Annotated in this window: 21 protein-coding genes; 4 read left to right on the plus strand and 17 right to left on the minus strand. The window is 30.9% G+C overall.

Features of this window, described 5'->3' with window-relative positions; all coding sequences use genetic code 11:
* Positions 1-426: 426 nt before the first annotated feature.
* The 9 genes from LQ608_RS09090 to LQ608_RS09130 all read right to left on the minus strand — a co-directional run bounded on the left by LQ608_RS09090 (position 427) and on the right by LQ608_RS09130 (position 9,007).
* Entirely contained in the window at positions 427-1,785 is a 1,359-nt protein-coding gene (locus tag LQ608_RS09090; RefSeq protein ID WP_208143671.1) for a gluconate:H+ symporter, read from the minus strand.
* A 12-nt stretch (positions 1,786-1,797) separates the two neighbouring features.
* Positions 1,798-3,333 carry a gluconokinase gene (gene gntK / locus LQ608_RS09095; RefSeq protein WP_239751410.1) on the minus strand — a complete coding sequence of 512 codons (1,536 nt, stop codon included), beginning with the start codon at positions 3,331-3,333 and terminating at the stop codon, positions 1,798-1,800.
* Between the two features lie 9 nt (positions 3,334-3,342).
* Positions 3,343-4,050 (minus strand): GntR family transcriptional regulator, encoded by a 708-nt coding sequence (locus tag LQ608_RS09100; protein ID WP_239751411.1) that lies wholly within the window; start codon positions 4,048-4,050, stop codon positions 3,343-3,345.
* A gap of 138 nt (positions 4,051-4,188) precedes the next feature.
* Positions 4,189-5,379 carry an amidohydrolase gene (locus tag LQ608_RS09105; protein ID WP_239751412.1) on the minus strand — a complete coding sequence of 397 codons (1,191 nt, stop codon included), beginning with the start codon at positions 5,377-5,379 and terminating at the stop codon, positions 4,189-4,191.
* A 47-nt stretch (positions 5,380-5,426) separates the two neighbouring features.
* Positions 5,427-5,630 (minus strand): hypothetical protein, encoded by a 204-nt coding sequence (locus LQ608_RS09110; RefSeq protein ID WP_078358540.1) that lies wholly within the window; start codon positions 5,628-5,630, stop codon positions 5,427-5,429.
* 61 nt (positions 5,631-5,691) lie between these two features.
* Complete coding sequence (locus LQ608_RS09115) at positions 5,692-6,420, minus strand: ABC transporter permease subunit (protein ID WP_078358541.1); 729 nt, start codon at positions 6,418-6,420, stop codon at positions 5,692-5,694.
* Positions 6,420-7,289, minus strand: coding sequence for a phenol-soluble modulin export ABC transporter ATP-binding protein PmtC (gene pmtC, locus LQ608_RS09120; protein WP_239751415.1), 870 nt, complete (start codon positions 7,287-7,289; stop codon positions 6,420-6,422). Before pmtC ends, LQ608_RS09115 begins: the two co-directional genes overlap by 1 nt.
* 17 nt (positions 7,290-7,306) lie before the next feature.
* Positions 7,307-7,468 (minus strand): hypothetical protein, encoded by a 162-nt coding sequence (locus tag LQ608_RS09125; RefSeq protein WP_239751417.1) that lies wholly within the window; start codon positions 7,466-7,468, stop codon positions 7,307-7,309.
* A 255-nt stretch (positions 7,469-7,723) separates the two neighbouring features.
* The gene (locus LQ608_RS09130) at positions 7,724-9,007 is read right to left on the minus strand and encodes an aminotransferase class I/II-fold pyridoxal phosphate-dependent enzyme (RefSeq protein ID WP_239751419.1); all 1,284 of its coding nucleotides are present in this window, start codon (positions 9,005-9,007) and stop codon (positions 7,724-7,726) included.
* 166 nt (positions 9,008-9,173) lie between these two features.
* On the opposite strand from LQ608_RS09130, the gene LQ608_RS09135 reads away from it, so the two are divergent.
* Positions 9,174-9,350, plus strand: coding sequence for a hypothetical protein (locus tag LQ608_RS09135; protein WP_239751420.1), 177 nt, complete (start codon positions 9,174-9,176; stop codon positions 9,348-9,350).
* A 34-nt stretch (positions 9,351-9,384) separates the two neighbouring features.
* Here the strand turns inward: LQ608_RS09135 and rsgA are convergent, their stop codons facing one another.
* Positions 9,385-10,434: a ribosome small subunit-dependent GTPase A gene (gene rsgA / locus LQ608_RS09140; protein WP_239751424.1), complete on the minus strand. Its 1,050-nt coding sequence runs from the start codon at positions 10,432-10,434 to the stop codon at positions 9,385-9,387.
* Between the two features lie 224 nt (positions 10,435-10,658).
* Here rsgA and LQ608_RS09145 point away from each other — a divergent pair, with 224 nt between their 5' ends.
* Positions 10,659-11,162, plus strand: a complete 504-nt coding sequence (locus tag LQ608_RS09145) for a methylated-DNA--[protein]-cysteine S-methyltransferase (protein ID WP_239751426.1) — start codon at positions 10,659-10,661, stop codon at positions 11,160-11,162.
* A gap of 38 nt (positions 11,163-11,200) precedes the next feature.
* Here the strand turns inward: LQ608_RS09145 and LQ608_RS09150 are convergent, their stop codons facing one another.
* The 5 genes from LQ608_RS09150 to groES all read right to left on the minus strand — a co-directional run bounded on the left by LQ608_RS09150 (position 11,201) and on the right by groES (position 16,151).
* A complete protein-coding gene (locus tag LQ608_RS09150; RefSeq protein ID WP_239751429.1) occupies positions 11,201-11,764 on the minus strand; it encodes a GNAT family N-acetyltransferase in 564 nt (187 codons plus the stop codon).
* A gap of 401 nt (positions 11,765-12,165) precedes the next feature.
* Positions 12,166-13,260, minus strand: coding sequence for an ABC transporter permease (locus LQ608_RS09155; RefSeq protein ID WP_239751431.1), 1,095 nt, complete (start codon positions 13,258-13,260; stop codon positions 12,166-12,168).
* Positions 13,250-13,984 carry an ABC transporter ATP-binding protein gene (locus tag LQ608_RS09160; RefSeq protein ID WP_239751434.1) on the minus strand — a complete coding sequence of 245 codons (735 nt, stop codon included), beginning with the start codon at positions 13,982-13,984 and terminating at the stop codon, positions 13,250-13,252. Before LQ608_RS09160 ends, LQ608_RS09155 begins: the two co-directional genes overlap by 11 nt.
* 214 nt (positions 13,985-14,198) lie before the next feature.
* Positions 14,199-15,824, minus strand: coding sequence for a chaperonin GroEL (groL, locus tag LQ608_RS09165; RefSeq protein ID WP_078358271.1), 1,626 nt, complete (start codon positions 15,822-15,824; stop codon positions 14,199-14,201).
* A gap of 42 nt (positions 15,825-15,866) precedes the next feature.
* Entirely contained in the window at positions 15,867-16,151 is a 285-nt protein-coding gene (gene groES / locus LQ608_RS09170) for a co-chaperone GroES (protein WP_078358274.1), read from the minus strand.
* Positions 16,152-16,325: 174 nt separating this feature from the next.
* Between groES and mroQ the strand changes: the two genes are divergently transcribed.
* Positions 16,326-17,096, plus strand: coding sequence for an intramembrane glutamic endopeptidase MroQ (gene mroQ / locus LQ608_RS09175; protein ID WP_239751437.1), 771 nt, complete (start codon positions 16,326-16,328; stop codon positions 17,094-17,096).
* A 41-nt stretch (positions 17,097-17,137) separates the two neighbouring features.
* On the opposite strand, the gene LQ608_RS09180 is transcribed toward mroQ, so the two are convergent.
* The gene (locus tag LQ608_RS09180; RefSeq protein ID WP_239751439.1) at positions 17,138-18,568 is read right to left on the minus strand and encodes a phosphate--AMP phosphotransferase; all 1,431 of its coding nucleotides are present in this window, start codon (positions 18,566-18,568) and stop codon (positions 17,138-17,140) included.
* A 112-nt stretch (positions 18,569-18,680) separates the two neighbouring features.
* Here LQ608_RS09180 and LQ608_RS09185 point away from each other — a divergent pair, with 112 nt between their 5' ends.
* Entirely contained in the window at positions 18,681-20,381 is a 1,701-nt protein-coding gene (locus LQ608_RS09185) for a M3 family oligoendopeptidase (RefSeq protein WP_239751442.1), read from the plus strand.
* 121 nt (positions 20,382-20,502) lie between these two features.
* Here the strand turns inward: LQ608_RS09185 and LQ608_RS12495 are convergent, their stop codons facing one another.
* Positions 20,503-21,543 carry an SdrH family protein gene (locus LQ608_RS12495; RefSeq protein WP_275583069.1) on the minus strand — a complete coding sequence of 347 codons (1,041 nt, stop codon included), beginning with the start codon at positions 21,541-21,543 and terminating at the stop codon, positions 20,503-20,505.
* Between the last annotated feature and the right edge of the window lie 203 nt (positions 21,544-21,746).

A 21,746-nucleotide genomic window follows, 5' to 3' on the forward strand; every position in this document is an offset into this window, starting at 1 on the left:
TATACAATCTTACGATTTTGTTCGTGCATGCTTGCCTAGGGGTATGGCTCGAGCCTGTAGTCTCTCACGCATACTATTCCCTCAGGCGTCAGCACTTTACAAAATCGTTCTCAATATCCATTTTTATATAGGAAAATGGTGTTAGCTAAATGATTCTCATTAAAATACTAGGACATTTATGTTAAAGGCAATTAATCTTAAGTGTCTATATTCACATAAGTCGAGTGAAGTGTAAGTAAGGATGCCTATGTTAACACAAGTCAGTTGAAGTGTAAGTATGGATGTCTGTATTCACAAAAGAGGAAAGCATGCACAAAAAAATGCCAGCAAAGTCTAAGACTTTGCCGACACTCTAATGATAACTCTAAGAGTTACCAAAATGATTTTTATAAAATTTCTATGACACTTATGTCACAATTTTTTCTATTAAACAAATAAACTAATAAATAGTATGAATATGATACCTGATACTGATATAACTGTTTCTAATAATGTCCAAGATAAGAATGTTTCTTTCATTGTTAATCCGAAATACTCTTTAAACATCCAGAAACCTGCATCATTTACATGTGATGCTATTACACTACCAGCACCTGTTGCTAATACTACTAAAGCAAGGTTAACATCTGATGATTCTAATAATGGCATTACAATACCTACTGTTGAAATTGCTGCTACTGTCGCTGAACCTAGCGATATTCTTAATACAGCTGCTACAATCCAAGCTAGTAATATTGGTGACATTGCTGAACCTGTAAATAGTTCTTCGACAGTTTTACCTACTCCACCGTCGATTAATATTTGTTTGAATGCACCGCCACCACCAATGATTAGTAGCATCATACCAATTGGATATATGGCATTAGTTAATGTATCCATAACTTGATTAACTTTATATCCTCTGTTAATTCCCATTGAATAAATAGCAAACAATACTGAAATTAACATTGCTGTACCCGCTTCACCTATAAAACTAATAAAACCTAATATGCCTTCTGGATTCTCTGGTGAACCTGTTACTAAATCTACAACTGTTGAAACAAGCATTATAAATACTGGTAATAAAGCCGTTAATGCTGAAATTGCAAACCCTGGTGTTTCTTCAATTTTGAAAGATTTTTGTTTACCTAGAGATGCTAAGTCACCCGATTTTGTAAATGCTTCTGGTATAATCTTTCTAGCAAATTTAGTGAAAATGGGTCCAGCAATTATTGTAACGGGTATTGCTACAATGATACCAAATATTAAAACTTGACCAATTTCCGCTCCAAATTCCTTAGCAATCATAACTGGACCTGGATGTGGTGGTAAAAATCCGTGAGTTACTGATAATGCTGCTGTCATTGGAATTCCTAAGTATAATGTAGAAACTTTTGATTCTTTAGCTATTGTAAATACTATAGGAATTAATAATACTAATCCTACTTCAAAGAATAGTGCTATACCGATAATAAATGATGCAGTAACAACTGCCCATTGAATTCGTTTTTGACCAAATTTATTAATTAGTGTGTGTGCAATTCTTGTTGCACCACCTCCATCTGCTAATAACTTACCTAACATCGCACCTAAACCAAATATTAATGCAATGTGACCAAGTGTAGATCCCATACCTGTTTCAATTGTTCCAATAATTTTACTTAATGGCATTCCTAACATTATGCCTGTTACCATTGCAGTTATAATTAACGATACAAAAGTGTTAAGTTTTAACCACATAATTAAACCTAATAATAATATAATTGCTACTGCTACTATTAATAATGGTGCAATATCTGAAAACATATTAACATCTCCTTATGAATGTGTTGCTTGAAATTCTGAAATCAAATCGTACTCTTCAGTTAATTTACGGCTTAAATTTATATAAATTGGTATAAGTGATTGATAAATATCAACATTTTCTTGTTCTGGTTCGTGCTGATACGTCTTACCTACCATTTTGTCCAATACTTCAAAATCTTCAATTTCTCCTAGTGCTTTTAATCCTAAAACGCAAGCGCCTAGGCAAGAACTTTCATAACTTTCAGGAACTTCAACTGAAGTATCAAAGATATCTGCCATCATTTGTCTCCAAACTTCACTTTTAGCAAATCCACCTGTCGCATTAATTTGTTCTGGTGATTTCTCCATAACTTCGATTAATGCAAGATATACAGTATATAAGTTTAGAAGTACGCCTTCTAATGCTGCTCTAATCATATGCTCTTTTTTGTGTGATAATGTCAGACCGAAATAACTACCTCTTGCATTAGCATTCCATAACGGTGCACGCTCTCCAGCTAAATAAGGGTGGAAAATTAATCCGTTTGCGCCAGGTTTTACTCTGCTCGCAATTTTAGTTAAGACATCATATGAATCAACACCTAATCGCTTAGCTGTTTCTACCTCACTAGCTAATAATTCATCCCTTAACCATCTAAGTACAACACCACCATTATTAACTGGTCCACCAATACAATAGTGATCTTCAGTTAATACGTAGCAAAATATTCTTCCCTTTTCGTCTGTCTTAGGTTTATCTATAATTGTTCTTATAGCTCCACTTGTACCAATTGTTACAGCAACTTCTCCTTCGCGGTAACTATTCACGCCTAAATTAGAAAGTACGCCGTCAGATGCGCCGATTACAATAGGTGTATTTTCATCAATGCCCATTAAATCTGCATATTTTTTATTAACGTTCTTCATAATATGTGTAGTGGAAACTAAATTTGGCAATTGACTTTCACTAATTCCAAGTAAAGACATTACTTCTTTATCCCAAGCTAATGACTTAAGGTTCATCATACCCGTTGCAGAACCTATTGAATGATCCATTACGTACTCTTCGAATAACTGATAAAATATATAAGTTTTTATATCAATCCATTTTGCAGTTTTGTCATAAATATCAGCGTGTTCATGCTTTAACCAAAATATTTTAGACAAAGGAGACATTGGATGAATTGGTGTTCCCGTTCTTTTATATATTTCAAGTCCATCATGTTTTTCATTTATCATATTTGCATATTTACTTGCTCTATTATCAGCCCAAGTTATACATTCAGTTAAAGGTTTGTTGTCTTTATCCATAGCTATTAAACTATGCATAGCACTACTAAAACTTAACAATTTAATATTTTTTGGTTCTGCTCCAGTATCTCTAATCACCTTTTTAACTGTGAATATGACAGCATCGAATATTTCTTCAGGATTTTCCTCAGCAACACCAATTTCTTTTGTTGACATAGGGTATTCAATACTATGTTTATTTAAAAAATTGCCTTCTTCATCATATATAACAGCTTTCGTGCTCGTCGTACCGATATCAATACCAATCATGTATTTCATTTTATAATCCTACTTTCTATCTATATTTATTTGCGAATTCCATAGAACATCTATTTGTTCATCTACATCATCAAAGTTTAAGTGAAATGCTTCTTTCATCTTATTTCTGTCCTTAGTTTCAATAGCTTCTATATATACTTTATGATTATGAATAACTCGCTTAAAGTCATCTAAATCATTTTCCATTCTTTGCCTCATCGAAACTAAAATTAAACATTCCATAACGGGGGTTAAGTTATGCCATATCATTTCAATATATTGATGATTAATTGCTGTAATCATAGATTCGTGGAACTGTAGATCCAGTCTTGTAAATTCGTCTGCATCTTCAAATTCAACTGCAACTGACATCATTTTCAAGATTTTATTTAATTGTTTGATGACTTCTGTATTATTTTCTAACTGTAGTCTTTCAAAAACGAACGATTCTAACATTAACCTAATATCATAAATTTCTTTTTGATTAGTGTTAGACAAACCAATAACAACGGCTCCCATTCTTTCAAGAGAAATTAGCCCATCTTGTTGAAGTAGTTTAAGTGCATCTCTCACGGGTGAACGGCTGACTTCAAACTGTTGAGCAATTTTGTTTTCGCTTAGCTTGTCACCTTCTGCAATTTCTTTACTTATAATAGCTAATCTAAGTTCACTCGCCACTTGTTCTCCAGTAGAACGATGTTTTAACCAATCGCTAGGATAGTGATAATGATGCTTCATAAAATCCCTCCAAAATCATCCGTATACTTGTATACAAGTTATTGTAAACGTTTTCTACATATTTGTAAACGGTTACGATTAGTTTTTTAAAGTAAAAACACACACTAACAAATTGTTAGTGTGTGTTTAAAGTAAAATTCATTCAATATATAATCTGTTTAAAACAACTTCTCCTAATGCTTTACTTGCAGTTAATAAAGCATCTTCGTTAACGATAAATTTAGGACTATGATTATAAAATGCTTCATCAATATCATATGGTTTGCAACCTATAAAGAAAAATGTGCCAGGGATTTTTTCTAAATAACTCGCGAAGTCTTCTGAACTCGTAAGTTGCTCATGCTCTTTTAACGATTCAAAATAATCACCTTGGCTTGTTGCTAAAATATCAACTAAATAATCAGTTTGTTTATAATGATTGATTAAAGGTATACAATCTAATTCATATTTAAATTCGCAAGATACACCAAATGTTTCTTCTAATCCCTCAATTAATTGTACTATTTCGTCATGTATTTGATGGCCAATACGGCTTTCCATATACCGTACATCACCTGCTAGTTCCACACTTTCTTGTATTACATTTAATGAACCTAAGCCATTAAATGAACTTATAGTTACTACACCCATATCAAAAGGATTTAATCTTCTTGAAACTACCGTTTGAACATTAGTAACAAAAGTACTCGCTGCCATAATAGCATCATTTGCTAAATGAGGACTGGAACCATGCCCACCTTTACCTTTAACTTTTAAATGAAATAATGATCGTCCTCCCATTGTTGGCCCTTTTCTATATGAAATAACATCTGGTGTGTAATCTGGGAATAAGTGTATACCATATATCTCATCAACATCATTTAAATATCCCGAGTTTATCATATCAATTGCTCCACCGGGTGCTAATTCCTCAGCATGTTGATGTACAATAACTATTTTACCTGGTAAATGATCCTTCAACTCAATTAAACTTTCTGCAAGCACCATTAAATAAGCAGTATGTGCATCATGACCACATGCATGCATCCAACCTTCATGTTTAGATGAAAATGGTAGACCGGTATCTTCAGTAATATTCAAAGCATCAAAGTCTGCTCTTAAAGCGATGGTCCTACCTGGTTTACTACCTTCTATTTCTACTATTAATCCATAATTTCCACCAATACGATTATGTATTTTAACATCTTTATCTTTATAGAATGACTCAATATATTGTGATGTTATGACTTCGTTAAAAGATGGTTCTGGGTACTGATGCAAATGTTTATAATGTTTTATCATACTTTGCTCTTTTTGTTCTAACTTTTTAAATAATAAACTTCGTAACATATGTTCACCCCAATTTCATAAAAAGTAACTACTACACGAAGTAGCAGTTACTTTTTATCTTCTTCACTTTTAGTTTTGTCTGGATGCTCATCTACTTTATCTTCTTTTTCAAAAATAGCTAAAATTGCTGTAAGGAAAAATCCTAGACCTGCACCAATCATTAATGATTTAGGTGTTCCTTCGAAAAAGAAACTCCCGATAATACACAATACACCTATTATGATATAATGTTTTATAAATTTTTTACCCAAAAATATCCCTCATTCATATATCTAATAAGTTAAATTTAACATAGAAATGAGGGATAAACCATTATATATTCTTATTTCTTATAATGTAGTGATTAATTGCTGTGAAAATAACTATACATGCAATTGAAATCCAAATTTGATATACCTTCATTGATATCATACCTTGATTTAATATTTTAGGTAAAAAGTCTAAAGGATTATATTTCATCATGTTTGCTAAATCTTCGCCAATTTTTGGTATAAATATGAATGCCTCAAATATATTAGGTAATAAAATCATACAAAGTATTGCAGCCGTATAAACAATGGCAGATTTACCTGTTAATAAATTTAATATATTTAATAATGTGACATAGAAAACAATGATTAACATTAATACGCCTAACATTTTTAGAAAATCAGTGAAACTTAAATTCCCTGCATCTATCATTGTCGATGATAACAATGTAAATAATGTACCAAAAACAGCAAATATAATGACTACACCAACTACAGATAGTAATTTAGCATATAAATACTTAATTCGATTAGTTTTCGAATTTAAAAATAACTGTATTGTACCGAATTGCATATCACGTACAATCGTTCTAATGGCAAACATAAGTGCAACAAGTCCACCAAACATAATGAACATTGATAAAACAACTTGTGCATTGAAAGGTGCATCTAAAGTTTTTACTGAAATAATAACACCTACTGCAGGTATAATTGATAGTAAAAATCCTAAATATCCTAAAGGACTCTTGAAAATTCTTGTTAAGTCATATTTTACATGTTGTCCAATATTCATTATGCTTCAACTCCTTTATTAATATTAAAGTATTGATCTCTCAACGTTGTTTTATTATTTTCGATAAATTTCGGATAAATATTTTTATTGCCAAGCTCTTTTAATACGTCTTGATAATCTTGTAATGCTTCAACAGAGATTACTGATTCTTGCTTATTGCTTGCTACTACTTTGTACTTCATAGTAAGTATGTTAAGTGCTTCATTATAAACTTCTTGTACAAAAGTAAACTTCGTTACATCCGTTGATTGATCTTTCATATTATAATCTTCAACAATCGCGCCATCTTTCATAAACACTGTTCTGTCACATATTAGCTCTATATCTTCTAATTTATGACTAGAAATTAAAATTTTAATATTCAATTCTTTACTAACTCTTTCTAACGTCTTCAATACATCGATAGAACCATCTGGATCCATTCCATTTGTAGGCTCATCTAAAATTAAGTATTGTGGTTTGTTCATTAAAGCAACTGCTATCGATAGCTTCTGCTTCATTCCCATAGAATACTTTTTAACTTTTTTATTGATATATGGTTTTATACCAAATGATTCTATTAATTGATTGATATATTGATCATCAACTTGTGTACCCAAAACATTTCTAAAAAAGTTTAAATTATAATAGCCAGTTTTGTTCAAATATAATTTAGGATTTTCTATTAAATAGCCGACTTTAGTATTATTATCTTTACTAAAAGTACCATCATATTTAACAATATTTTCATTCATAATTTTCATTAATGTTGTTTTACCAACACCATTTTTTCCGATTAAACCTACAATTTGGCTTTCACCAAATTCAAAATCTATATTTTTTAGGACATGTTGTTTTCCGTAATGTTTCTGTATTTGAGTTAATTTCACAACTACTCACCTCTTCTTTAAATTGTAATAGTATTTTTACGTGCTTTATTAATAGCTAAGATATAAGTTATAACAAATAATATAATTGAACAGCCTAAATATATTTCCATATCATATTGAGAAAATACTTCTGTATGGATATAGAACACGCCAATCAAATTATCTATATATTGAATCATGTTTGGGATAATAGCACCAAACTGATTATGATTAACTTGTGCAATTGTAGGATATATAATACTTAATGTAAATAAATTATATAAATAATCTACTTTTTCGCTAGCTTTATAAGCGCTTTTACTGATACCACTTAGTCACAGAATACCTTTATTCTCACAAGTCAGAAAAAATAAGAGCAAAAATTCAATGTTAACATTGAATTTTTGCTCTTATTAATTTTCCAGAACTTTTGTATCCGGACTACTTTGAATTTATTATTTCAAGTCATGAATTGCGTTAGCGATTGATTCAAATACATGTTCAATATCTGATTTTTCGATACAACTAAATGCAATTCTAATGTCTGTTTTGTTTAAAGCAATAATACCAATGCTATAATTATTAATGAGATGTAATCTTAATTCTTCTGGGTCTATATCTTTTACTTTAACAGCCATAAAGTAGCCTGAATTAAATGCATACGGTGTCCACAATTCTTTATATGCATCACGATATGCAACTTCTTTAGTTACTTCATATCTTTCTTTCAAAATATTAATGTTTTGATCAATTTGTGATTGGAATGATGGATCTTCCATTGCATGAATAATTGCTGTTTGGCTAGGTAAAGAACAACTAGATAAATTACTTCTAATTAATCCTTTTAATTTTGCTACTAATACATCTTTAACTTTCTCGTTCTTGCTTCCAAAAGTTAGGAACCCTACTCGGAATCCCCAAGCGAAATACTCTTTTGTTGCACCATCTATTTTGACTGGCATTACATTTTCATGGTCTAACTGTGTTAAAGCTGTAAAAACAGATTGTTTATATACATCCTCAAAGAATAAGCCATAATAAGCATCATCAACTAATGTAATAACTTGTGTGCCTTTATCTGCTAATTTTTTAATTGATGCTACCATTTCCTCAACTTCTTTAACCACTGGCGTATAACCTGTTGGATTATTAGGGAAATTTAATACTAATACTACTTTTTCTTTATTATAATTTTCAAGAGCATTTTTAAAATATTCTAATGTAAAGCTACCATCTTCCTCAAAAGCTTGATAAGTTTCAATATTAGCACTATGTCTTACACCAAATGCTAGTTTATAGTTACCCCAGTTATGTTCTGGTAACAAAATTGTATCTTGAGCATTTACAAATAAATCACCAGCTAATGATAAACCATGTGTTAATGCATTAGTGACTATTGGCTTAGAAATGTCATTAGAACTTAAATCAGGATTATCTTTTAAAATTTTCTTTTCCCAAAGTGTACGTAATCTCTCATCACCCTGTGGTGGAGAATAAGGGAAAATATCACTTGGATCTTGATCACCAAACTGATTATATAAAGCATCTGCGTACATGATACCTTCGTCAGTTGTAGCCATACCAATCGTAGCATTATATTTAGTACCTTTTGCTTCACCAGATTGTGATAATATACCTTTTGGATAATAAATTGATTTACCTAAATCAGAAAGCATATCTAATAATACTGGATATTCCTTTTTCAATTGTTCGTTCAATTCTAAAGCTAGTGGGTTCATAGAAAGTCATCCTCTTTCATTGTTATGATACCTCTATACTAGACGAGAATTATAAAAATTAAAAGCATGTTTACTAAATTTCATAATTTATTTTTAAAAGTACTTATCCTTTTGGATTACAATATAAAAATTGATATAATATAAATTAAGAAAAGGAGTCAATTTTATGTCTACAATTACAAAAGCTCTATTAGGATTAGCGATTGTCTCATTAATTATTGGATTAGGTTTTGAAATTAGCGGACAATCTGGTGTTCAATTTACATTAGCTTCCATTTTATTTTTAGTTGCTGCCTTCATTAGTAGAAGTAGTGATCGTAAAAAGAGCAATAAAAAGAAATAACAGGCTGGACAATTAAATGTCTCAGCCTGTTATTTTAATATTTCACTTTATTTCGTTTGCGATTAGATTTTGTAATACTTTTCCATTCTTGTTTTTTCTCTGAAGCTGCTTTCTTTGATACCTTAGATTCATTAAACGCTTCTTCTCTGAGCAGCTTTAAATAATTGTCGTATCTACTTCGATCTAATTCACCACTTTTTATAGCTTCTTGAACTCTACATCCTGGTTCATTATCATGAGAACAATCTTTGAATTTACAATATTTTGCTAAATCCATAATATCTTCAAAACTATTCTCAATAACTTCTTTATCAGCTGATATCGAAAGACTTCTCATACCCGGCGTATCTATTATAATCCCATTAGGTTCAATGAAATATAATCCTCTATGAGTAGTTGTATGACGACCTTTACTGTCTACATCTCTCGTTGAATTTACTTTTAATGTATCATTCCCTATCAAGTAATTAGCAATACTGGACTTACCCACTCCAGAAGAACCGACTAAAGTAGCTGTCATACCTTCATGAAATCTATTTTTTATTCGTTCTAAATTGATACCTTTAGTTACACTTGTTACGATAATTGGTATATCTTTCACTCTATCTTCTACAAGCTTTACCTTATCTTTATAATTTTCTATTGTATCCATTTTATTCAATATAATGACTGGGTTAGCTTTACTCTCATTTATTTGAATAATATATCTTTCTAACCGATTTAAATTGAAATCGTTGTCCAAACCCATTACGACAAATACTTCATCTAAATTTGTCGCAATATATTGATTTAGTGATTCATGTTTTTTTGATTGACGTTTTAATTCACTAATTCTCGGTAATATATCAATAATTAATTGAAAATCAGCTAATTCGTTAACTATTACCCAATCTCCTATTGCAGGAATAGAATTATTTTGAACTAATTTTTGTGTAATTTCTGCTTTACATTCACCTTTTGTTGTTAAAATTCTAAAATGATTTTGAGCAACAAATGATATTCTTCCAAGTTGAAAGTCACTTGTAAAGTATTCTTCGAAAAAATCTAGCTGTTCTTTTTTGATGCCTAGTTGGTATAAATTCATTTAATTCCCCTTATAATTTATATATTAGGAATCATGGCCACCCATTCTTAAGTTATCTTGAAACAAGTTATTTAATACCATCATAAAACACCATCCTTTCAACTTTATTAACATTATTGTAAGGGAATACTTTATTATAAGCAATATTTCTTAGTAATTAGCCACTTAAGATAAATAAGTACATACAGTTTAAATATGTTAAAATTTCAATAGGAGTGATAATTATGACTTTATATCAAAAGTTTATTCATACTAAAGCCGGTGAAATGTTAGCAATTGCTGATGAAACGCATTTATTAATGTTGCATTTTATTAATAAGCCTTCTCTTGAAGAAGAATTACAACTTGTAAAACAACAACTTAAGACTGATGTACTTTTACAAAGTAATAAAGTATTAGATAATCTTGAACAAGAATTAAATAGCTACTTCGATGGTAAATTAGATTCATTTTCAACGCCGATTAAGTTTAATTTTGGCACACCTTTTCAACAAAAAGTTTGGACTGCATTATGTGAAATACCTTATGGAGAAACCATTTCTTATAAACAACTTGCAGAAAATATAGGTAAACCGACTGCCTTTCGTGCAGTTGCAAATGCAAATGGCAAAAATTTCATTACGATTATAGTCCCTTGTCATAGAGTGATCGCAGCAGATGGTTCATTAGGAGGATATTCTAGTGGTATAGAAAGAAAAGAATTACTACTAGAAATAGAAAAAAACTAACACTTGATTAGCGCTAATCAAGTGTTAGTTTTTCTCTATTAAACTTTCTTCACCATATATTTATAATCATGTCCACTTAGAACTCTATCAGTTAAAGGTTCAAAGCCGAGTTTATTATACAATTTCAATGCACCTTTATTATCAAAATCACAATTTAATGAAACTTGTTTAAATCCTAATTTTTTAGCATTTTCAAAAGTGAATTCTATTAGTTTAGATGCAATCCCTTTTCCTCTATATTTCGTAAATACTGCAACAGATTCTATATAAAAATCTCCATTGTCTGTTTCGTGTTCAGGTAAAGGTGTACTTTCTAAATTAAATGATTCGTTAAAATCAATCTCTAACCAATTGTTTTCAAGTTGTGCTTCATCATCGCCAGCATAACAATTTATAAAACCAGCTAATTCATCATCAACTTCGAATACATGGATATGTTTATAGTTATTTCTGTAATTTCCTTCAACTATACTTTGTTCAATGACTTTCAACACTGTATCTTTGTCATTATTAACAACTAAAGGCAGTTCCATATCATTCCATATAATATACATTAACTCACTTAACTGTTTAGCATCTTTCTTCTGAGCAGCTCTAATCATAGCTATTCCCCTTTATTACAAATTATGTCTATTTTATCATGTTTGCTCTGTCTTGATAAATTCAGGCACTCTATTTATCATGTTTGCCTCGTCTTGATAAATTCAACCGCTCTATTTATCATGTTTGCTCTGTCTTGCAATATTCAAACGCTCTATTTATCATGTTGGCCAAGTCTTGCAATATTCAGGCGTTCTATTTATCATGTTGGCCAAGTCTTGCAATATTCAGGCGTTCTATTTATCATGTTTGCCCCGTCTTGATAAATTCAACCGCTCTATTTATCATGTTGACCTCGTCTTGCAATATTCAGCCGCTCTATTTATCATGTTTGCCTCGTCTTGATAAATTCAAGCCTTTTATTCACTCTCCAACTAAAATATGACCGTATTTTTAATTATGTTTATACTTTTCTATATCTCTTCAATCCCACTATATTCAAAATTGTAAATCCTATTATAAATACAAGTAATATACACATATCAAACCAAATGTATTCAAATCCTTGTCCTTTAATCATTATATTCGTCAAAGCATCACCGGCATATCTTAATGGGAATAAATAACCAATTACGCTAATCCAACTTGCAACATTTTCTAACGGAATAATACCAGAGAAGAATACTTGTGGTATCACTACTATAGGAATAAATTGAATCATTTGGAATTCAGAATTTGCAAATGTAGAAACAAATATTCCCATTGCTAAAGCTGAAAGAGCAGTTAAAATATTAATTAATATTACCAACCAAATACTCCCAGCTAAATCTATTTTCAATAAGTAAATTGCATAAAAAACGATAATGATTGTTTGAAAAATAGCAAATAAGCCATATCCTGCTAAGTATCCAAATACTATTTCACTTCTTTTAACTGATGTTGCAAGCAAACGTTCTAAAGTACCATTTGTTCTCTCTCTTAATAAAGCAATACCAGATATTAAAAATACAAAGAAGAATACAAAGAATCCAATTAGTATAGGAAACATTTTATCGAAATAAGTACTATCTGAATCTCCATATAAATAATGATTGTCTAATTTCAATTCTTCAGAAGCTTTTGAGTTACTTTGTTTCAGATTATTAGGCAGTTTCTCAATAACATTAACCACATCTTGCATTTTATTTTTTTGTAATACGCTACTTATTATTTGCTTAGTCGCACTAGACTTACTTGGATCTTCATTTGTATATGTGACATACAAATCCGAACCTCTTTTTTCTATATATGCATCTAATTCTGATTTTTCTATCGTTTTTCTAATCGAATGTGTATTCTCATAACTTTTAATATCTACTTTATCTTTTGGTATTTCCTTTGTAATTGTACTCGGAACATTCTCATTTATACCTATTGTTAAATTAGTTTCTGAATTTGTATTAAATATGAAATACATAAGTGTTAATACTAATATTGGTGCCAAAAGCATTAAAGCAAGTGTTCTTTTATCTCTAATGAGCTCTTTGACAACTCTTATAAAAATAGCTTTAAACCTCATAATGATCACCTTCTTCAGCTTGTAAAAACACCTCTTCAATAGTGTTAACATTAAATTTATCTTTCAATGCTTGTGGTGTACCTATTTCAAAAAGTTTACCCTCAATTATTAAACCAATATAATCACATCTTTCCGCTTCACTCATAACATGCGTTGTCACAATCACTGATTTACCTTTATTAGTTAAACTGTTCAACTGCTTCCAAATATCCCTTCTTAAACTAGGATCAATACCTACAGTTGGTTCATCTAAAATTATAAGGTCTGGGTTTGAAATAAGTGTAATAGCTAAAGAAAGCCTTCTTTTCATACCTCCAGAAAAAGTAGAAACAATTTTATCCATTTCTTGCTCCAAGTTTACTAACTTCATATTTGTTACCATTTCTTGTTCTAATTTTTTTCCTTTTAACCCCATTAGATTACCAAAGAATACTAAATTTTCTCGAGCAGATAAATTTTCATATAATGCATCACTTTGGCCCATATAACCTATACGGTTAAGCACTTTTCTATTTGGTATATCTTTGTTAAATACTGTAGCATGACCTGATTCTAAACTTTCCATACCCATCAAACATTTAATGGTAGTTGTTTTCCCTGATCCACTAGGACCAATTAATCCTAATATCGTACCAGAATTGAGTTCTATATTTATATTATTTAAAACTGCTACTTTATCATAGTACTTAGTAGCATTTTCTAATTTTGCTACAACCTCTGTCATAATTGGACAACTCCTTATTAGACGTATAGCCTTTTTTGTTTCTTAATGAGATTATAACGCTACTAAAGAAAAAACACTTCAATAACCTATCACATTCTTGAGACAATACAAAAAAGACGCTTCCCAAAGGTTTAGTAACCTAATGGAAAACGTCAATAAAAATTATGTCATTAACATTTGCTAAATGCCTTCAAATCAACGTTTGAGGGCTATTTTACATCATGCCTGGCATACCGCCCATGCCGCCCATATCTGGTGCAGCTGGTTCGTCTTCTGGTATATCTGCTACTACCGCTTCAGTAGTTAAGAACATTGCTGCTACTGATGCTGCATTTTGTAATGCTGAGCGTGTAACTTTTGTTGGATCTACAATACCTGCATCTAACATGTTTACCCATTCGTCTGTCGCTGCATTGAAACCAATACCTTCATCTGCATTTTTAAGTTTTTCAACTATAATTGAACCTTCTAATCCAGCATTTTCAACGATTTGACGTAATGGTGCTTCTAAAGCTTTCAATACAATATTCACACCTGTTTGAACGTCGCCTTTAGCATCTACTTCTGCTACTTTATTATATATTGAAACAAGTGCAGTACCACCACCTGCTACAATACCTTCTTCAACTGCAGCACGTGTAGAGTTTAATGCATCTTCAATTCTTAATTTACGTTCTTTTAATTCAGTTTCAGTTGCTGCACCTACTTTTATAACTGCAACACCGCCTGCCAATTTAGCTAAGCGTTCTTGTAATTTTGTACGGTCGAAATCTGAAGTAGTTTCTTCGATTTGTGCTTTAATTTGACCAACACGAGCATCTATATTAACAGAATCTCCTTGACCTTCAACTATTGTTGTATCATCTTTAGTTACTTGAACTTTACCTGCTTCTCCAAGCATATCTAATGATGTTTCTTTTAAGTCTAAACCTAAATCATCAGTAATTACTTGTCCACCAGTTAAAATAGCTAAATCATCTAACATTGCTTTACGACGATCACCAAATCCTGGTGCTTTAACAGCAACAGCAGTAAATGTTCCACGTAATCTATTTAATACTAAGTTAGTTAATGCGTCACCATCTACATCATCAGCAACGATTAAAATCGGTCTGTTTGTTTGTAATATTTTTTCTAAAATAGGTAATATATCTTGGAATGATGAGATTTTTTTATCTGTAATTAAAATGTAAGGATTTTCTAATTCAGCTGTCATTTTATCAGAATCTGTAACCATATATGGAGAAGTATATCCTCTATCAAATTGCATACCTTCTACGACTTCTAATTCAGTACTGAATCCTTTTGATTCTTCAATTGTAATTACACCGTCATTACCGACTTTCTCCATAGCTTCTGAAATAAATTTACCTATTTCTTCATCAGCTGCTGAGATAGAACCAACTTGAGCAATTTCTTCTTTCTTCTCAACTGGTTGTGAAATTCTGTGTAACTCTTCTAATGCTACTTTAACAGCTTTATCGATACCTTCACGAATACCAACAGGATTAGCACCACTTGTTACGTTTTTCAAACCTTCTTGAATCATAGCTTGAGCTAACACTGTCGCTGTAGTCGTACCGTCACCAGCAACATCATTTGTTTGGTTAGCAACTTCAGCTACTAACTTAGCTCCCATATTTTCGTATGCATCTTCTAATTCAATTTCTTTTGCAATTGTTACACCATCATTAGTAATTAATGGTGAAGTGAATTTTTTATCTAAAACGACATTACGTCCTTTTGGTCCTAATGTAACTTTAACTGCATTAGCTAATTTATCTACACCAGCGAGCATTGAACGACGTGCATCTTCTGAAAATTTTAATTCTTTAGCCATTTATAATACCTCCATAATATATCTTCAACAAATCTAAATTAATTATTCTATAACTGCTAAAATATCCTCTTCTGAAAGGATAATATATGTCTCTTTATCACGTTTAACTTCTGTTCCTGCATATTGTTGATAAACAACTTGATCTCCTACAGCAACATCTACAGTAAGTCTTGTGCCATCTTCTAAACGCTTACCTGGTCCAACAGCTACAACTTTACCTTCGTTAGACTGTTCTTTAGCTGAATCTGTTAATACAATTCCGCTAGCTGTAGTTTGTTCTGTTTCTGTTTTCTCGATAATAATTCTATCTCCCAATGGTTTTAACATTTATAAAATCCTCCTTGGCGCTATTAATATTAGCACTCTTAATACTTAAGTGCTAACTACATTTTTATAATAATCAAATTTGGTCAAAATTACAAGCAATATAACTTAATTTTTTCTCTTTTCGTACTAAATAAGGTACAATATGTACATGTTTATTTTTGGAGGAATTGAAATATGCAATTTAATCGACTAACTGTCAACATTGCTACATTACTATTATTTGCCGTTGTACAAACGATAGCAATTATACCAAATAGCTTATACGCGGATTCAGGACTATCTAAAATCACAAGATTAGAGATTAGTTTAACTTGGATGTCTGCTTCAGCTATCATTGCAGTGTTACTATTATGGTTTATGAACTCAAATATTAAAAATCCAACTCGTCTTGAGAAACAAACAAAAGAACCATGGGTATATGTTATTTTTTGGTGCATAGCGGGAATATTTCTTGCAATGTTCGGACAAATAATCGCAGCTTTAATCAATACTTATATTCTTAATCAACCTATGGAGAGCGGTAACACGCAAAATCTTATGAAGATTGCACAACAATCACATATATTGATTATTTATATCGTATTAGCTGGTCCTATACTTGAAGAACTGATATTCCGAAAATTAATTTTTGGTGAAATATATAATATGATTAAAGCACCTAAATGGTTAAGTTTTATAATCGCAGTTTTAGTCAGTTCGTTTGTCTTTTCTCTAGCACATTCAGACCCCGAACATACTTTAATCTATGTAGTAATGGGAACTGTTTTTAGTGGGCTATATGTTTTAACTAAAAGAATCATCGTACCAATCGTTGCCCATATGGGAATGAATGGTATCGTAGTTTTAGGTCAAATTGTTTTTAAAGATCAACTTAATGACCAAATAGAAAAACAATCACAAGTATCTAACCTTATTTATCAAACATTTATTAATATGTATTCATAAAAATAAAAAGCCTCGGATATTTTATCCTTGGCTTTTATTTTTTAATATTGTTTAACGCCCCATAAAGCTTCTTCACATTTTTTAATGATATACTTTAACACTTCAATTCTTGCTGATTTTTTATTATCAGCTGGTACAATGTGCCATGGTGCGTAATCAGTATTTGTTTTTTCTATCATATCGTGACTAGCTTCAATATATAAATCCCATTTCTCTCGATTACGCCAATCTTCATCGGTGATTTTCCATTGTTTTTCAGGGGTTTCTTCTCTTTCTTTAAATCTTTTTAGCTGTTCATCCTTATCTAAAGTTAAAAAGAATTTTAATACAATTGCACCTTCATCGGTCCACATTTTCTCAAATTGATTAATTTCTTGATACGCACGTGACCATTCATCTTTAGTTGCAAATCCTTCGACTCTTTCAACTAAGACTCTGCCATACCAACTTCTATCAAATATTTCAACATGCCCACTTCTTGGCATATCTTTTGCAAATCGCCATAAATAATGATGAGTAAGTTCAACATCTGTAGGCGCACTAATTGCATTGACCTCATAACCAGTTGGGTCTAATTTTTCTCTTACTCTTTTTATATTTCCACCTTTACCGGCAGCATCCATTCCTTCATACACCAATATTAAAGGTATTTTTCTTTCATACAAAGCAAATTGCAGCTCTTTTAACCTGCTTTGTAGTTCACCTATTAATGATTTGTATGTTTTATTGTTTATCTTTTCAATAGATTGATTGAGTAATTCAGATTTGAAATTATCACTAAAATCGCCATCACTTACTTTCTTAGTATCTTTATGTAGTTGAATGGCACTTTTTAAACGCGTTATAATATGTTGATTCATTGATTTAATAGCTTCATCTTTTTCTGTATAATCAATAATTTTCCATTCATCTTTAGGTGCATCTTTTAAAATTTTATGCATCTCTTTATGGTAAACATCATCAGCTATAGCACTTTCATATTCTTGTGCTTTCCAATTTGTAAGTGGATTTTCCTTCATTTCTTTTAAATGCGCTTTTCTTTTTTTATCACTAATCTCAATATAAAACTTAATTATTTCATACCCATCATCTTTAATCATCGATTCAAAATTCTGTATTTGTCTTTTTAATACATGATATTTATTATAAATGGAATTCTTGATTTTATTTTCTTGGTATTCAATAAAATATGCATACCAACTTCTAAAATAAATGTTAATATCTCCTCTAGCAGGTAAACTGTTCCAATATTTCTGCAAAAATTGGTACCTAAGGTCATCTTCTGTAGGAGACTTTGTAGGTATAAAACGCGTGTATTTTGCATCAAGTGTTAATAAAAGTTCGTTAGATAGTCTTGTCTTCCCTGAAGCTGGAACACCCTCAAATACAATCATAATAGGAATTCCAAGTTCTTTAGTTTCCCTAGTTAAAGCTGCTACTTCTAAAGATAATTGTTCATTATTTTTAGTCATATCAATACACCTCTTTTCAAATAATATTATATGCCCACATTACAGTTTTCGCAATTTTCAAGTAATTATTATATTGATAATGTTATAATACTTTTAATATGGAGGGAAAATTATGACACTTACATTTAAAGAATATCAATATGAACAAATAAACATTGAAGAAAAAGAACAAAAAACGAAATCACTTTTAAAAATATTAAATCACGCTGAAACAATTGCTGAAGCTATAGAAACTATAAATAAAATAAACAAAATAAGAAATCATACAGATACATACTTCAACATTGCTTACATTAGAGCATCTATCGACAGTCACGATGATTTTTATAGTAAGGAAAGAGACTTTTTTGATGAAAATATGCCTAAAATACAAAATTTAGATAACCTATTTTATGAATCATTGCTTAATTCTAAATTTAAAGACGAGCTAATTAAACATTTTGGTCAACAATTATTTTCTTTAGCTGAAGTTGCTTTAAACACTTATCACCCTTCAATCAATGAATTACTCGTAAAAGAAAATAAGTTAGTAAGTAAATATGATAAATTAGTTGCCTCAGCAGAAATTGAATATAAAGGAGAGCAATTAAATTTATCACAGTTTAGCAAATATTTAATAAATAAAGATAGAAATATACGTAGAGAGGCATACATAACGAAAGAAAAATTTTTCAAGGCTCATTTAGAAGATTTTGATCGAATTTATGATGAACTTGTTCAAGTTAGACATGAAATAGCTATAAAATTAGGATATGACAATTTTGTTCAACTTGGTTATGATCGCATGCAAAGGATTGGATATAGTGATCAAGATGTTAAAGTTTTTAGAGATCAAGTAAAAGAATTTATCGTTCCTATAGCTGAAACTATTAAAGCACAACATGCTAAACGGATAGATGTTAACCAATTAAAAGTATATGACCAAAATTTCACGTTTAAATCGGGATCACCTAAACCACAAATAACAACAGATGAAATTGTAGAAAATGCTAGAACAATGTATTATGAACGCTCTAATGAAACAGCAAAATTCATAGATTTTATGATAGATAAAGAATTGTTTGATTTAGAAGCTAAGAAAGGAAAAGAAAGTGGTGGTTATTGCACAATTATTAATGATTTCAAATCACCATTTATCTTCGCCAACTTTAATGGTACTCAAGGTGACATCGAAGTTATGACTCATGAGGCTGGTCACGCTTTTCAAGTTTTTGAAAGTCTGAAATATTCCGTACCTGAATATTACTTTCCAACTTCTGAAGCATGTGAAATACACTCTATGAGTATGGAATATTTAACTTATCCATGGATGAAATTATTTTTCAAAGAAGACACAGAAAAATTTAAGTTATCACATTTAGAAGATAATATTAAATTTTTACCGTATGGCGTAGCGATAGATGAGTTTCAACATAAAGTGTATGAAAATCCAGGAATTTCTGTTGAAGAACGAAGAAAAATTTGGTCTGACACAGAGAAGAAATACTTACCAACTATAGATTATGATGGCATACACCACTTAGAAAATGGTGCTTTTTGGCATAGACAAGGACATATATTTGCTTCACCTTTTTATTATATCGATTATACATTAGCCACAATTTGTGCAATGCAATTTTATATCAAACAAGAAAATGATAAAGAACAAGCATGGGCTGACTATTTAAAAATATGTCAAATCGGCGGATCTCAATCATTTGTGGATATTATTGAATCAGTTGGTTTACAATCACCATTTGAAAAAGGCACTGTAAAATCAATTGTAGAACACATTTATAAAACAATTCAAAATATTGATCAGTCCCAATTCTAAAGACAACTTTACTAAGTTTGGATAAGTTGTAGATTAAGTCGGTAGTTAATCGAAGAGCTCTGACAAATGAAAGGCTGAGACAATTAACTTGTCTCAGCCTTATTTTTTCATATCTAATTTATTAAGATTTAGTTACTTTTCTCAAGAAGAATACAATTACAGACCCTAAAATTACTACTATCGCTAACGAAATACCAATAATTAGTGGCTTTGAAACATCTTTTTTTTCTGAAGCTGTATCAAAACTTTCAGTAGTCGTTGAAGTGGATTCTGTTTTTGTATCATTATCTTCATTTGTGGATGTTGTTGCTGTTGTATTAGAAGTTTTTTTAAATTTAGGATGAGCTAAATCAGGTCTACTTCCAACTTTACTCGTAACCAAATCTAAAACATCTTCATCCAATTTACTATAATATTCTTCAGAGTTACCTGGAATGAACTTTGGATCTTCTCCTTCAGAATATTGTTGCTCATAATTATCAGGATAAGATGGCATAGTAGGTATATATTGATCTATATATTGGCTATTATAGTTGTTATTATTTGAGTCATTTGATTTTGGTTCTTCAGTTGATGGTTTTCCTTCACCTGAATTATTAGGCGGTGGTGTTTGATTATTGCTATTTCCACCATTTGGTTCTTCCGTACTCGGTTCCTCTGTACTTGGCTTTTCACCTGTATTAGGTTCTTCTGTGCTCGGTTCTTCTGTTGAAGGTTTTCCTCCACCTGAATTTGGCTCTTCCGTACTCGGTTCTTCTGTACTTGGTTTTTCACCTGTATTAGGTTCTTCTGTGCTTGGTTCTTCAGTTGATGGTTTTCCCTCACCTGAATTTGGCTCTTCTGAACTTGGTTCTTCTGTACTTGGCTCTTCCGTACTTGGTTTTTCACTTGTATTCGGTTCTTTGTTTGGTTCTTCTGTACTCGGTTCTTCTGTACTTGGCTCTTCCGTACTTGGTTTTTCACTTGTACTTGGTTCTTCTGTACTTGAATCTTTTTTCTTCTCTGTTTTTTGTTTAGTTTGTTCTTCAGCTGTATTAGGAGAAGTGTCTTTCACATTTGATTGTGAAGGTTCAATAGCGAGTGTATCATTCCCGTGTGCTACACCTATAACCATCGAAGATAATAATAAAGTTGATATAATTGAATTTTTAAGTACCTTCATAAATGTTATCCCCCTCCTATACGTTTTCAATATTATAAGTATAAATCATAAATATCTTGTTTTCTATGCTTTAACCCCATATGTTACACAGAATTAATATTTTGTAATAACTTATTCATATTTCTAATAATTAGAGGTTAAGATAAGTTGTACATAATAATTCTCCCTATCCAAAAATTGAATTTCGAATAGGGAGACCTTTA

Origin of the sequence: Mammaliicoccus sp. H-M34 (assembly GCF_022386495.1) — a bacterium.
GTDB lineage: Bacteria > Bacillota > Bacilli > Staphylococcales > Staphylococcaceae > Mammaliicoccus > Mammaliicoccus fleurettii.

Coding starts and splice junctions, on each gene's coding strand:
- LQ608_RS09090 (WP_208143671.1), bottom strand. CDS start 1,785: ATGTTTTCAGATATTGCACCATTATTAATAGTAGCAGTAGCAATTATA.
- gntK (WP_239751410.1), bottom strand. CDS start 3,333: ATGAAATACATGATTGGTATTGATATCGGTACGACGAGCACGAAAGCT.
- LQ608_RS09100 (WP_239751411.1), bottom strand. CDS start 4,050: ATGAAGCATCATTATCACTATCCTAGCGATTGGTTAAAACATCGTTCT.
- LQ608_RS09105 (WP_239751412.1), bottom strand. CDS start 5,379: ATGTTACGAAGTTTATTATTTAAAAAGTTAGAACAAAAAGAGCAAAGT.
- LQ608_RS09115 (WP_078358541.1), bottom strand. CDS start 6,420: ATGAATATTGGACAACATGTAAAATATGACTTAACAAGAATTTTCAAG.
- LQ608_RS09125 (WP_239751417.1), bottom strand. CDS start 7,468: ATGATTCAATATATAGATAATTTGATTGGCGTGTTCTATATCCATACA.
- LQ608_RS09130 (WP_239751419.1), bottom strand. CDS start 9,007: ATGAACCCACTAGCTTTAGAATTGAACGAACAATTGAAAAAGGAATAT.
- LQ608_RS09135 (WP_239751420.1), top strand. CDS start 9,174: ATGTCTACAATTACAAAAGCTCTATTAGGATTAGCGATTGTCTCATTA.
- rsgA (WP_239751424.1), bottom strand. CDS start 10,434: ATGAATTTATACCAACTAGGCATCAAAAAAGAACAGCTAGATTTTTTC.
- LQ608_RS09145 (WP_239751426.1), top strand. CDS start 10,659: ATGACTTTATATCAAAAGTTTATTCATACTAAAGCCGGTGAAATGTTA.
- LQ608_RS09150 (WP_239751429.1), bottom strand. CDS start 11,764: ATGATTAGAGCTGCTCAGAAGAAAGATGCTAAACAGTTAAGTGAGTTA.
- LQ608_RS09155 (WP_239751431.1), bottom strand. CDS start 13,260: ATGAGGTTTAAAGCTATTTTTATAAGAGTTGTCAAAGAGCTCATTAGA.
- LQ608_RS09160 (WP_239751434.1), bottom strand. CDS start 13,984: ATGACAGAGGTTGTAGCAAAATTAGAAAATGCTACTAAGTACTATGAT.
- groL (WP_078358271.1), bottom strand. CDS start 15,824: ATGGCTAAAGAATTAAAATTTTCAGAAGATGCACGTCGTTCAATGCTC.
- groES (WP_078358274.1), bottom strand. CDS start 16,151: ATGTTAAAACCATTGGGAGATAGAATTATTATCGAGAAAACAGAAACA.
- mroQ (WP_239751437.1), top strand. CDS start 16,326: ATGCAATTTAATCGACTAACTGTCAACATTGCTACATTACTATTATTT.
- LQ608_RS09180 (WP_239751439.1), bottom strand. CDS start 18,568: ATGACTAAAAATAATGAACAATTATCTTTAGAAGTAGCAGCTTTAACT.
- LQ608_RS09185 (WP_239751442.1), top strand. CDS start 18,681: ATGACACTTACATTTAAAGAATATCAATATGAACAAATAAACATTGAA.
- LQ608_RS12495 (WP_275583069.1), bottom strand. CDS start 21,543: ATGAAGGTACTTAAAAATTCAATTATATCAACTTTATTATTATCTTCG.